The sequence below is a fragment of the Halodesulfovibrio oceani subsp. galateae genome (assembly GCF_055397225.1).
Map to the genome: position 1 here is coordinate 1,976,501 of NZ_AP042453.1, position 13,074 is coordinate 1,989,574.

13 protein-coding genes are annotated in these 13,074 nt (G+C 43.4%); 9 read left to right on the plus strand and 4 right to left on the minus strand.

Features of this window, described 5'->3' with window-relative positions; translation table 11 throughout:
• Positions 1–27: 27 nt before the first annotated feature.
• The 5 genes from ACZ5V1_RS08820 to ACZ5V1_RS08840 all read left to right on the plus strand — a co-directional run bounded on the left by ACZ5V1_RS08820 (position 28) and on the right by ACZ5V1_RS08840 (position 4,769).
• The gene (locus tag ACZ5V1_RS08820) at positions 28–531 is read left to right on the plus strand and encodes a DUF2062 domain-containing protein (RefSeq protein WP_464391540.1); all 504 of its coding nucleotides are present in this window, start codon (positions 28–30) and stop codon (positions 529–531) included.
• Positions 532–613: 82 nt separating this feature from the next.
• Positions 614–1,915, plus strand: coding sequence for an NAD(P)/FAD-dependent oxidoreductase (locus ACZ5V1_RS08825; protein WP_464391541.1), 1,302 nt, complete (start codon positions 614–616; stop codon positions 1,913–1,915).
• Positions 1,912–3,963 (plus strand): DUF1365 family protein, encoded by a 2,052-nt coding sequence (locus ACZ5V1_RS08830; protein WP_464391542.1) that lies wholly within the window; start codon positions 1,912–1,914, stop codon positions 3,961–3,963. Before ACZ5V1_RS08825 ends, ACZ5V1_RS08830 begins: the two co-directional genes overlap by 4 nt.
• A gap of 142 nt (positions 3,964–4,105) precedes the next feature.
• Positions 4,106–4,369, plus strand: coding sequence for a hypothetical protein (locus ACZ5V1_RS08835; protein WP_464391543.1), 264 nt, complete (start codon positions 4,106–4,108; stop codon positions 4,367–4,369).
• 7 nt (positions 4,370–4,376) lie between these two features.
• Positions 4,377–4,769: a hypothetical protein gene (locus ACZ5V1_RS08840; protein WP_464391544.1), complete on the plus strand. Its 393-nt coding sequence runs from the start codon at positions 4,377–4,379 to the stop codon at positions 4,767–4,769.
• A 401-nt stretch (positions 4,770–5,170) separates the two neighbouring features.
• On the opposite strand, the gene ACZ5V1_RS08845 is transcribed toward ACZ5V1_RS08840, so the two are convergent.
• The gene (locus ACZ5V1_RS08845; protein ID WP_464391545.1) at positions 5,171–5,743 is read right to left on the minus strand and encodes a DNA-3-methyladenine glycosylase I; all 573 of its coding nucleotides are present in this window, start codon (positions 5,741–5,743) and stop codon (positions 5,171–5,173) included.
• Positions 5,744–6,072: 329 nt separating this feature from the next.
• On the opposite strand from ACZ5V1_RS08845, the gene ACZ5V1_RS08850 reads away from it, so the two are divergent.
• Together ACZ5V1_RS08850 and ACZ5V1_RS08855 are read left to right on the plus strand one after the other, a co-directional pair.
• Positions 6,073–6,732: a hypothetical protein gene (locus tag ACZ5V1_RS08850; protein ID WP_464391546.1), complete on the plus strand. Its 660-nt coding sequence runs from the start codon at positions 6,073–6,075 to the stop codon at positions 6,730–6,732.
• A 238-nt stretch (positions 6,733–6,970) separates the two neighbouring features.
• The gene (locus tag ACZ5V1_RS08855) at positions 6,971–7,492 is read left to right on the plus strand and encodes a hypothetical protein (RefSeq protein ID WP_464391547.1); all 522 of its coding nucleotides are present in this window, start codon (positions 6,971–6,973) and stop codon (positions 7,490–7,492) included.
• Between the two features lie 285 nt (positions 7,493–7,777).
• Here ACZ5V1_RS08855 and ACZ5V1_RS08860 read toward each other — a convergent pair whose 3' ends face one another.
• Positions 7,778–7,963 (minus strand): YodC family protein, encoded by a 186-nt coding sequence (locus ACZ5V1_RS08860; RefSeq protein ID WP_160715951.1) that lies wholly within the window; start codon positions 7,961–7,963, stop codon positions 7,778–7,780.
• Positions 7,964–8,174: 211 nt separating this feature from the next.
• Positions 8,175–9,356, minus strand: a complete 1,182-nt coding sequence (locus tag ACZ5V1_RS08865) for an iron-containing alcohol dehydrogenase (protein WP_464391548.1) — start codon at positions 9,354–9,356, stop codon at positions 8,175–8,177.
• A 404-nt stretch (positions 9,357–9,760) separates the two neighbouring features.
• Here ACZ5V1_RS08865 and ACZ5V1_RS08870 point away from each other — a divergent pair, with 404 nt between their 5' ends.
• The gene (locus ACZ5V1_RS08870; RefSeq protein WP_464391549.1) at positions 9,761–10,846 is read left to right on the plus strand and encodes an aldose epimerase family protein; all 1,086 of its coding nucleotides are present in this window, start codon (positions 9,761–9,763) and stop codon (positions 10,844–10,846) included.
• Between the two features lie 204 nt (positions 10,847–11,050).
• Here ACZ5V1_RS08870 and ACZ5V1_RS08875 read toward each other — a convergent pair whose 3' ends face one another.
• Positions 11,051–11,179: a hypothetical protein gene (locus ACZ5V1_RS08875; RefSeq protein ID WP_464391550.1), complete on the minus strand. Its 129-nt coding sequence runs from the start codon at positions 11,177–11,179 to the stop codon at positions 11,051–11,053.
• 843 nt (positions 11,180–12,022) lie between these two features.
• On the opposite strand from ACZ5V1_RS08875, the gene ACZ5V1_RS08880 reads away from it, so the two are divergent.
• On the plus strand, positions 12,023–13,030 hold the full coding sequence (locus tag ACZ5V1_RS08880; RefSeq protein ID WP_464391551.1) for an amino acid ABC transporter substrate-binding protein: 1,008 nt from the start codon (positions 12,023–12,025) through the stop codon (positions 13,028–13,030).
• Positions 13,031–13,074 lie beyond the last annotated feature (44 nt).

Here is a 13,074-nt window from a genome sequence, read left to right on the forward strand (position 1 = left end):
TGGTTTAAAAAAGGTTATGGTGTTTCCATGCCTTCTCCTGAATCCAATAGGCCAAGCTGGCCAGTCCGCTTTTGGCGTCGCAAAGTACGTGAGCCTATTATGCGTGAACTGACCCTTGGAACATCGCTGCCCAAGGTCACTCTGGCCTGTATACTTGGTCTTGTTTCCGCCTCATGGCCTCAGATTGCAACCAACCCCCTCATGGCACTACTGCTCGCGTGGCTATTTCGCTGCAACAAGGCCATCACCAGCGGCATAAGCATTGTGTTCAACCTCCTTCAGTACCTCCTGATGATCCCATTTCTACGGCTAGGGGAAACTCTACTCGGCCTCCCCCATTTTGAAACTTCAGTACCAAAAATTATCACCATTGTTGTAACCGACCCAATCGGCTCGTTTTCAATTCTGGGGATACCGTTATTGCACGCTATCCTTGGCTGGATTGTTACATGGATTGTTGTGGGACCCGCCTGCTATTTTCTCACCAAACACCTTCTTAAACGCATGATACAAAAAAATGAGTCACCTTAACGTACTCTATGAAGCACTTAAACGTTTCCCCGAACAATATCCCTAACTTCCCATAAAATATTTACTGTAGTATGATTGGGGTATGTCTCATCAACCAATCGAATACACTTCAGGTGCACTCCGTGTAGCAATTATTGGTGGCGGTATTTCTGGCATTATCGCGGCGCATCTTATCTCACGGCATAACCATGTAACGTTTTTTGAGAAGGAACCTCAACTTGGCGGACACACCTACACCGCCCGAGTGCCTCATTCAGAAAGCTCTGCACCTGAAAGTGAATTGCCTGTCGATATGGGATTTATAGTTTTTAACGATCCCAATTACCCAACGTTTACTGCATTTCTCAAAAACCTTGGGGTGAGAAAAGCCAAATCAAACATGTCTTTTGCGTTCCATGATCCCGAAACGGGGTTCATGTATGCGGGGACAGGCATACGTGGCATGCTCGCCCGCAAACGCAACCTTTTCTCTCCCGTATTCTGGCGGATGCTCAAAGGCATTAACCGGTTCAGCGCTGAAGCAAAACAGGATTTGCGAACCGGAGCATTGGCCGGAAAAACCATTGGAGAGTACTTAACAGAAAAAGGGTACGACAAATATTTTGAAGAAAACTACCTCCTACCCATGACAGGGGCCATCTGGTCCGCTCCGGAAGGCGATACACATATGTTCCCTGCCGAAGCTCTTGTACGTTTTTTTGAAAACCACATGCTACTTGATCATCGAAATCGCCCACAGTGGTATTTTGTGAAAGGCGGCAGTGACACGTACGTACGAGCGTTTAAGCAACAGTTTTCAGGAGAAGTACGCACCTCCTCTCCCGTGTCATCAGTCACCCGTCTTGAGGATGGTGTACAGATCGTCACTGACAACGGCATGGAAACATTTGATGCCGTTGTACTGGCCACTCATGCGAATGTTTCTTTGCGACTGCTTACAGACCCTAGCGAACAGGAAAAGGCACTGCTTTCACCATGGCGGTACACAGACAACCGTGTAGTTCTGCACACAGACGCAAACTTTCTACCACCCCGCGTTGCCGCAAGAGCATCATGGAACTTTATCCGCGATCCTAAACGAACTCAGGACGCCTCTGTGGGCGTGAGCTATCATATGAACCGGCTACAAAATATCACTGCAAATAAAGAGTATGTTGTAACGCTTAATCCAGTACGGGAGCCTGCACCCAACACCCTGCTCAAAGACTTACAATTCGCTCATCCCCAATATTCGCTCAAGGCTATGGCAACTCAAGAAAAGCTCCTTACACTAAATGGAGTAAACCGAACATTCTTCTGCGGCGCATATCAAGGCTATGGTTTTCATGAAGACGGTGCGAAATCAGGAGCCCGTGTAGCAGAACACTTTGGAGAGTCACTGTGAACAGTTGCCTAATTTCATGCAGGGTACGCCATAAGCGCTTTGCTCCAAAACAGCACTCCTTTGCCTACCCGTTATATACATACATGCTCGACATTGATGAATTGCCGAAGCTCGACCAAAAGCTCTCATTATTCGGACATAACAACCTGCGCCTCGCCTCTTTTTACGACAAAGACTATCTCGAGCAAGGGGCGGAAGGGATACGAACAAAGCTTACCTGCTTGCTCGCAGAACAAAATATGAAGCTGTTGCCTGAGGACACTGTCTATCTGGTGACTTCCGCACGTTTTCTAAATTATGCTTTCAATCCTGTCTGTTTTTACTGGATTTTTCGTGAAGGGAACCTGCTTGGTTGCATGGCAGAGGTAAACAATACCTTTGGAGAAAAGCACGTATATCCATTAGTTGGAGCCGGTACTCCCCAACATCTTACAAACGCAAAACAGTTTGGCGATCTAGGTGCTAACAGCAGCAGCTTCTTCCCAGCCGAGTACCGTAGCCCCAAGAAATTTCACGTATCTCCTTTCATGGATCTCACGGGAGAATACCGTTTTTCCTTTGAGGACATCCGTAAACAACTGGATGTCACCGTTGGACTCTTTCGTGACGACCAAAAATCATTTGAGGCTAGCCTCACCGAAGAACGCCGCGTTCCGCTCAGTGATAAAGCATTGTTAACGACAGCGCTCACCAGACCGCTTACTGCGCATATCACAATACCTAGAATCTTATGGGAAGCTGGAAAAATCCATTTCGGAAAAGGCATACCTTATTACCCTAAGCAAGACCCAGTAAGCACTATGACCATACGCCATAACACACATCCCAAACTCAAAGACCGCCTTGCTCAAAAGTTAGTGTTCAACTTTTTGAAACGGATGCAGCATGGCCAGCTAATCTTAACCATGCCTGATGGCACAACCAAACACTTTGGTGAGCAGCATACGGACACGGCGGCCGATATCACTATTCATTCAGATAAATTTTTCAGAATGTCTGCTTTCAATGGTAATATAGGGCTTGGTGAAGGCTATGCACAGGGACTTTGGGATTCCTCTGATCTAGTCAAACTGGTTCGTTTCTTCCTTGAAAACCGTCAGGTGCATACTCGCACCCGCAACCTTCTAACCAATATTCAGGCAAGATTTTTTGGAGCCATACAACGACATCGTCATCAAAAGGCACCAAAGAACGATAAAGCTGGCTCCAAAGAAAATATTACCGCACATTATGATCTTTCTAACGAGCTGTTTAAGCAATTTCTCGACCCCACCATGACCTATTCCAGCGCAGTGTTTCTTGATCCCTACGACGTGACGGAAGATCTGGAAGCGGCGCAACTTCGCAAGAACAGAATGTTAGCTGACAAAGCTAATATCGGAGCTGATGATCATGTGCTTGAAATGGGTTGCGGATGGGGCGGCTTTGTCGAGCAAACCGCGCGCGAAAGAGGCTGTCGCATCACAGGTATCACCCTTTCTCGCGACCAATACGACTATGCAACCAAACGTATTAAAGATGCCCAACTAGAGCATTTGGTAGATATCCGCCTAGAGGATTATCGCAATATTTCAAAGCAGTACGATAAGATCGTCTCTATTGAGATGCTTGAAGCCGTAAGCCACAATTTTCATAAAGAATACTTCTGCAAAATCGATAAGTTGCTCAAGCCTTCCGGCGTGGCTGTCATTCAGACCATCACTATTCAAGATGCCCAGTACAACCACTACCGCTGGAGCGTAGACTGGATACGAAAGCACATCTTCCCAGGCGGAGAACTTCCTTCCCTTGCAAGAATCTGCGAGGCCACTTCAGACAGCACCTCGCTTTCCGTTCAACAGGTGGACGCTATCGGGCTGCACTACGCCAACACTCTCAATCAATGGAGACAACGCTTTAATGCCTCATGGAAGTCCATTGAACCGCTAGGCTTTGACGATTATTTCCTGCGCACATGGAATTACTATCTTGCTATCTGTGAGGCTGGCTTTCTCCAAGGGCATATTAATGACCTTCTTATTGTCCTCTCACGGGCTTCGTCGGAGTAACTGGTTTGGCTATAATAAGCGAATAGCAACTAACGCACGTCACCCCCCCAAGGCATTTCACATCTCATCTCTTTATTCTCAGACAAATAGTTGATATACGTCTTGTTAATAAATACTTACAGACAGAATATGGAGACTATTAATGCTTGGACGTCTATTATCTGGACCACTTTCAATCTTATATATTGGAGTAGGTCTTTGGGGTTTTTTTTTGGTTTCGCAATACCTTTATGCACAAGTTGGAGCCATAGGGGCATTCCTCGGTCTCTTCATATTTCCTGCAACTTACTCTATTGTGCCGATCTATGCTGGTATCGCTGATGGCTACTGGTTACCAGCCATTGTTTGCTACTCACCAATTGCCCTAATGATGCTACTTGGGCTTGTTGCTTCAATATTTGAGTAGGAACGCTATGTACACTATCGGAGCAATTCTTATTGCGCTTCCATCCTATTTCATTTGCTTACTGTTATTTGTGGGAGCAGGAACCTTTCTTGGCAACGCTATTTACCAGACTACAGGTATATTATGGACAACTGTCGCCATTAACGCTGCCATGTCAGCCTGTAGTGCCTATGCAGCAATGTTTTTTGCCCTAAAAGCAGTTCCTAGATCGTCAATCAAAGCAGTGTTTAGCATAATGACTGCTGTCGTGGCCTTGAACGCAGCTCTCTCTTTATACAAAACAGCTTCCGATAATTATTCATACGCTGCTGTCTACGTAGGAATTATTCTAGGAGCAGTTGCCTCTGTTATTGGATGCTACATCTGTAAAACCACAATCCTCGAGGAGCGCTGTGATTAAGACAGAATGAACTCCTGATCATTTCATTTAAGATTATGTTGCGTTAGCTGTTAAATAGTCAAAACTTTTTATATGCAAGCAAAGTATATTGCAATTCGATGTCCAGTTTGAAAATCCTATTTGCTTTTTTACTATTTGTTTTTTGGTTAAAATTTAATCACACACGAAAGAAGTTATAGACGACTACGAGTCGTCTTTTGTACTTTTCAAGCCTGTAACCTACTCGCTACAGGGTAAAAAGCTCTTAGGCCTCAGGCGGATCTCCCCGTCTTCACCAATAAGGTAAGAAAGCCCTAATCCTGTAGAGATTAGGGCTTTTTAATAATCTAGTACTCATACTCTATTTTAACAGATTCAAATAAATTTCAAAATATCAAGCCGAAAGTTAAGCTACTCCGTACCTAACCTTGTAACTTCTTCACTTCAGAATATCTAAAACACGAAATGGTATGGTCGTTTACCATCCCTACCGCCTGCATATATGCATAACAAATCGTAGGCCCAACAAATTTAAAGCCTTTCTTTTTCAGAGCCTTACTCATCGCCTCCGATTCAGGAGTGCTGACAGGGAGGTCTGACATGGAGTCCCATTTGTTGGTGATAGTTTGGCCACCCACAAAAGACCAAATATAGTGATCAAAGCTTCCGTGTTCTTGTTGAATTTCAAGAAAGCACTTTGCATTTACAATAGCTGCGTTGATCTTAAGTTTATGCCGTACAATCTCCGGATTCGTCAGCAATTGTTCTACCTTCTTCTCTGAATATTTTGAAACTATCTCAGCATCAAAATTATCAAAGGCTTTTCGATAGCCTTCTCGTTTTTTGAGAATAGTAGTCCAACTCAACCCCGCTTGCGCCCCTTCTAAAATTAGCATTTCAAAAAGAAGACGATCATCGTGAACGGGAACACCCCATTCTTCGTCATGATACTGCGTATCTAAAGAGTTAGAAATCGCCCATTCACATCGAGTCATAAAGCTTTCTCCTTACGCATTGCTTATTTCTATCACTTAAACATGCAAACAATTCCAGAACATATACAATTTGTATATACCCAATTCTACAACGCAAACATTACACAATGCCCCGCCTTAAAAGAAAACTTAGAAGGTCTAACTCATGACAAACGGCTCGCAACAGTAGTTGAGCTCTCTTCTGTCATGCTAAATAATTTTTCATAGATTTCTTTAAACAGACTGAAGCCTTTCCCATAAAGAAAGATCTCACCCTATTCTACATCCAGCAAGATTCGGGTTGTTGGTTTGCCCTGCCATCGCTTATATATTTCAAAAAAGGAAAACATATGAATCCAAAAACATACTTCAACCCCGGTTGCGCGTTAAGCATATATAAACCCGAAATGGAAAATACTATTCTAGATTTTCTAAACAAAAACTATCGCGAAACAAGTTTGCATAAAATATGCTGCCGACATGATCCGCAAGTTGAAAAAGGGGCTGTCATAATCAATGTATGTGCAGGCTGCGACAACAGATTTAGCAGTCTATACGAGGGAGTATCAACACTGTCAGTATGGGAAGTAATCGATAGCCTTGATTCGTTTGCCTACCCTAACTATCAGGGATTAAAAATGTCGGTACATGACGCTTGCCCAGTACGAGAAAAACCTCAAGTACATCAGGCTGTCCGAAGTTTACTTAAAAAAATGAATATCGAAGTTGTTGAAACTAAACTTCACGGAACACGTTCTGCTTGCTGTGGTGATGATTTGTATCCAAAACTTTCTGTAGAAAAAGTTCATACCATGATGACAACACGCGCGGACTCCATGCCCTGCGAAGATGTCTGTGTATACTGTGTTTCCTGCATTAAGGCTCTGCATGTTGGAGGAAAAACTCCAAGGCACTTAATTGACCTTTTAATGATCGAAACAACCGAACCACAGACATATGACACCATAAAATGGCATGAACAACTACAGGAATACATTGACCAGCATTAACGGGCGCCGCAGGCCATTTGCCTAACAATTCAGCACCACCTCTACGCAAGAAATGAAGACTGGAAGATAGCGCCTTCTCACAGGCTACGGGCACAATCAAACGTACTTCTTTTCTATTAGCCATAACAACTCATCTGTTCTTTTGATAGAACGGTTGTTTTCCGAGACAACTATAGACTTTTTCCCACCGCAGAATAGAATATGGAGGGGATAGAAAAAATGAAGAAGGAGGTTGGATATGAATGAACACAAAGAGAAAGCGGCAAAGCCACAACAAACAGACTGGAATATTAAATTTGGCATTGGACTTTTCGCGTTCAGTATAATCCTACCTTTGACTACCATCTCCATCGTAGCAGCCATTGAGTTATCTACGACCGCAGCAGCTTCTACTGTCGCTCTCCTTCTTGGTCTTGCTGAGGTCTGTGGTCTAGCTGCAATCGCCGTCATGGGAAAGAATGGCTATGCGTACCTAAAAGGGAAGCTTTCAAAATTTGTAAAATCCTACGCTCCGCCACAAGAAGTCAGTAAAATTCGTTACTCAATTGGTCTAATTATGTTCTGCATTCCATTAATTGCTGGCTGGATGGCTCCATATCTCTTTGTTCTTTTCCCTAGCATTGCGCCATCTAGTTTTATGTGGGCGTTAGTGGGTGATGTACTCTTTTTAGCCAGCCTGTTTGTACTCGGCGGTAACTTTTGGGATAAGTTAAATTCATTGTTCGTTCATAACGCACACGCCACTTTTAATAAAAAATAACGACATAGATTCAACACGCATATTCTTTCCATCAGAACATGAAAAAGCTTTTACCGACAGATGCGGTAAGAGCTTTTTTTGTGATCTTTAATATCGGTAACTGAAAAGTAATATTTCTATGGTATATTGAATGGTAAGATGAAGAATCTTCAAACGCAACAAGGAGAAAATCGTATGGAACGTTACATCGTGCTTACCATTCTAGTTTTTTCTATCCTATTCAGCGTACTAACCTACTCCTAATTAAACAAAAAAAGCCTTGTCAAACGACAAGGCTTTTTTCCGTTAATATGCACCATCTACGAACAGTTTACATTCACCAACGGCTTCCACAGGAAATAACGCTGTTTTTAACTCTCTACCCACAAACCAGCTGCAGCTAACCAGCCCTTTTACGGCATCAAATTTAACAACAGTCATTTCCGGTCCACCGGATTTTAACTGAATAATGTCTCCAGCTACAAATTTCATAGTGCCTCCGGATATTTTAGTCCGACCTGCTCACTAAACCTTTCCCTTACGTGCATGCATATCACTAGATTTACATCTACCATATAATGTATACGCACTTCATACAAGTGTTCACTCTTTAAGAATACACTCTATTGAATACATTACAATAGTCATAAAAAAAGCGGAGGAAAATCCTCCGCTTTATATTTCGATTTGTATCGAGAGCTAATTACATAGCTGCTTCGTAAATTTCCATTACATCCTGATCGGTAGGACAGCGAGGGTTGGTGAGACCGCAAGCATCTTTCTGTGCGTTGGCAGTCATTGTTGGAATATCAGCTGAACTTACTTTCTTACCGTAACGTTCGCCAAGAGCTTTTAAGCCTTTAGGGATACCTACATCTGAAGAAAGTTCACGGATAGCTTTCAAGCACTTCTGAGCAGCTTCGCGATCACTGAGACCATCAATATTTTCGCCCATCCAAACAGCCATATCTGCAAAACGATCCATCTTAGCAATCATGTTGAATTCTTCAACGTGTGGCAGAAGGATAGCATTACATTCGCCGTGTGGAAGATCGTAGAAGCCACCAAGCTGGTGAGCCATTGCGTGAACATGACCAAGGCTTGCGTTGTTAAACGCCATACCTGCGAGGTACTGAGCGTAACACATGCCGTCACGAGCTTCGATGTCCTGACCGTTTGCAACAGCAGCACGAAGATGTATAGCGATAAGCTTAATAGCTTTTTCTGCACATGCATCTGTAAGTGGAGTTGCGGCAGTAGAAACGTATGCTTCAACAGCGTGAGTCAGAGCATCCATACCGGTTGCAGCGGTAAGTGCTGGTGGCATACCAACCATAAGCATTGGGTCATCCAAAGCGATGGTAGGAGTAACACGCCAATCAACGATAGCCATTTTAACTTTACGGGAGGTATCAGTGATAATGCAGAAACGAGTCATTTCTGATGCTGTACCAGCTGTAGTGTTAACCGCTACGTATGGAGGCATTGGTTTAGTAGATTTATCTACGCCCTCGTAGTCATGAATTTTACCACCGTTAGCAACAACAAGGCCTACACCTTTACCACAGTCATGAGCACTACCACCACCAAGGGTAATAAGAGAATCACAACCTGATTTACGATATACATCAACGCCGTCATGAACGTTTGTGTCTGTTGGGTTTGGAATTGTTTCGTCAAAAACTACACATTCCATATCTTCTGAAGCAAGCAAATCAACGATCTGCTGTGTCATACCGACAGCGGTAATCCCTTTATCTGTAACCAGGAGAGGCTTTTTGCCGCCTAACGCACGAATTTTTGCAGGAATTTCTTTATGAGCGCCAATACCTAATAAGGTAACACTTGGAATATAGAATCCATTCACTTGTTCACGTACAGCCATTTCACATCTCCGTAGTAAGTATCAGTGTATGAAAATTGTTATTACATTCGCTACGCCGCGAAGTAGATAACCTGTGTCGTAGTATATGAATACACACGGAAGCTGTCGCTCACAAATAAAAATGTTTTACTCACAGTACGGAACATTTCACACTTAAAAAGAACTGAATAAGCACAGAAGAATGTTATTTTATTCACAAACAACATGTTGAAATTCTATACTATTCTAGTTCCAAAAATACACTTACCCAGCAAGCACTCGCAGACCTTGTTACATTTATCACAAAATTGTTTATATTCATGTAACAGATTGCGTTGTTACTTTCTGAAAGAAAAATCCTTACTCCTAACCGAATCCTTGTTTACGCTCTTAGTCATAGTTCGGCAGCACTTTTTGGAGGAAGTATGAAGGTAACAATTGATTCTTTTGGGATTACCCCCTCTGGAGAGATCATAGAGCGGTATACTCTTGATAACGGCAGGGGGATAACCGTAGACTTAATCACATACGGTGCGACCATCTTAAAGATCACAACTCCTGACTGCGGGGGGAATAGAAGTGACATTACAATCGGGTTTGATTCGATAGAAGATTACCTGAAAAAGAACCACCACTTTGGCTCAATTGTTGGCAGATATGCGAATAGAATTGAGGGTGCATCCTTCCGGCTGGGGGGAACAACCTATCATCTTGAACAAAATAACGGAAAAAACCATATTCATGGCGGCTCCCGAGGGTTTGATAAATACGTCTGGAGTGCTCATGTTATTGAACATGAAGAAAGTGCTTCCGTCGTCATGCAGCACATTTCTCCTGATGGGGATATGGGGTTTCCCGGCACGGTTTCTGTACAGGTTGCCTACACTCTGGACACAATGGACACCCTGACCATTGATTACTCTGCATTCACAGATGCACCCACGGTACTCAATCTGACAAACCATACCTACTTCAACTTATCCGGGAAAATTGGCTCTCCCATTTCAGACCACGTTATAACCGTCCATGCTGATGACTATCTTCCTATAAATGAAGAAGGCATCCCGACTCCCGAAGCTCCGCAACCAGTTGAAGATACGGTAATGGATCTGACGCTCCCTACTGTCATTGGCGACAAACTCTACGAAAAAGATCCGCAGCTCATTTTTGCAGGTGGATTTGATCACACATATGTTTTGTCGAAAGACCACGATAAAATAGTACGGCTGGCGGCAATGCTTACACACCCTGATTCCGGACGCAGCATAAGCATTGCAACTTCAGAACCGGGAGTCCATGTGTACACAGCCAACAGTCTGGATGGTAAAACAAAATATCGTGATGGGATTGTGGTTCCTAAACATGGAGCTATCGCATTTGAAACGCAGCACTTTCCTAACTCACCCAACAGACCAGATTTTCCTACAACAGTGCTGACACCAGAACATACGTATACGCAAAAAACTAAATTCACTTTTAATAAAGTCATCACCACCTGCAATGTTAAATAAAAACAGCCACAGCATTATCGCTATGGCTGAAACTACTGACAGACTCTTTACTACAGATTAAGCTACACCTGCTAAAACACCATAAAAAGCCAAACTTTAACTATACATAGGTATGCAAAAGTTTGGCTTTTTTAAAACAACCCGCAAGAAGCAGAATTGTCATAATCTAAGCTACCAAGTATTCTCGGTAGTTCTTTATACATGTTAATATCGTCTGGTTACCAACATAAATAACAATACAAAGGGAAGAACCCATAAGGCTACAAGCCCCGCAAAAAAGACAGCCGCAAGAAAACAAACTGTCACGATTGCCCATAATACATCACGAATCATTGGCGCCCTCCTATCTACATTTCAAGCATACAAAACCTGTGGTTGCTGAAAATGATTTGCATACAGTCCGGCGTTTCAATAACAAATGAGTCTGATTTTTTCCGACAAAGCCATTATATCGGGACGGTATATTTACTGTACCGGTACGGTTACCGTTGATACTGAGACATCAACGCGAATTGAAGCATCTCAATCCCCAGAGCCATATTGTAGGTTACCGTGTTTCAGAATAGAGAATAATTTGCTAATATACTTACACAAAATGGAACAAATGCTTCAACCTATCAGCGTGACAACGCAAAAATGTTAAAGAATGTTCCATTCTCTACACAATAAATTCAAATACTAACCATATAGACAACTCTGCACAGCCACTTTACGACTCGAAACAATGCGAATTAACAACTCACACTGTTTCTGTAACGATGTAACACTCTGTTTTTATTAAATCTATTGCACAGAGAATATTTCTCTAGTAATCTACCGCAGTCATTTCTATAGAAGCACCTTCACTATTGCAGTCTCTCTTTAAATGCCTGCAACATGCTATTTGCACTGCCACTGCATATAATTTTAAATTATATACCCTGACATTTTTCAAAAAGAGTGAAGCCTTTCTATTAAATGATGCGAAGGGCTTTTCTTTTCTCACGCAATCTTCATTATTTTTCCCTACGGTATCTTCTGCCCTAGCAGTTCGAATCGCATGATGATGAAGAGTCTGTAATCTGCTCCGATGCGTTACGGACTTTCACATACAGGTATAGGTAAGCTGCCACATTTTTAATGAACAGTGTTCACTCGTGGCCTGCTCTAATGTTTCTTTTATGGGAGGTTTTTACTATGCGTACAACACGCACTCTTGCTCTCGTTCTTGCTTTTGTTCTCACGGCTTCATGCGCACTTGCGTCTACTCTTGAAGACGTAACTAAGCGTGGCTACCTTAAGTGTGGTACTCACATTGAAAACCCGGGCTTCTCCGCACTGGATAGTTCCGGTAAGCGTCTTGGCTTTGACGTTGATTTCTGCCGTGCTGTCGGCGCAGCAACCAACGTTGATGTAAAATACACCCCGCTCACCTCCAAAGAGCGCCTTCCTGCACTTCAGTCCGGCGAAATTGACCTGCTTTCCCGTACAACTACTCAGACCATGAGCCGCGATACCAACCTTGGTCTCGATTTCACTGTTGTTACTTTGTACGATGGTCAGGGTCTTATGGTTCGTAAAGAACTCGGCATCACCAAAGCAAGCGAACTCGACGGCGCTACCATCTGCCTGCAGACTGGTTCCACTACCGAACTCAACGTTGCTGACTACTTCCGTAAGCACAACATGAAATTTACTCCGGTTGTTTTCGATAAACAGCCAGATGTACGTAAAGCATACGACACTGGTCGTTGTGACGTGCATACAACCGACGTTTCCGGTCTTGCTGCACAGCGCTCCCTTATGGAAAACCCTGAAGAACACATTATTCTTCCAGAACTCATTTCCAAAGAGCCTCTTGCTCCTGTTGTACGCCACGGCGACAACCAGTGGGGCGACATTGTTCGTTGGACCATCTGGCTCACCATGGCTGCTGACGAAAAAGGCATTACTGCTGAAAACGTAGAACAGGTAGCAAAAGAAACTAAAGACCCAGAAGTTCAGCGTATGCTCGGTATTACCGGCACTCTCTGGAACAACCTTGGTCTTGATAAAGACGCTCCTATCCGCATTATCAAAATGGTTGGCAACTACGGCAACATTTTTGATCGCAACCTTGGCATTAACACCCCGCTTCGACTCGAACGCGGCTACAACAACCAGTGGAACAAGGGCGGCCTTATTTACGCTCCTCCTTTCCGTTAGGTCGATTGTAATTCACTGCCGGACAGAAACAGCACTGCGCTGTT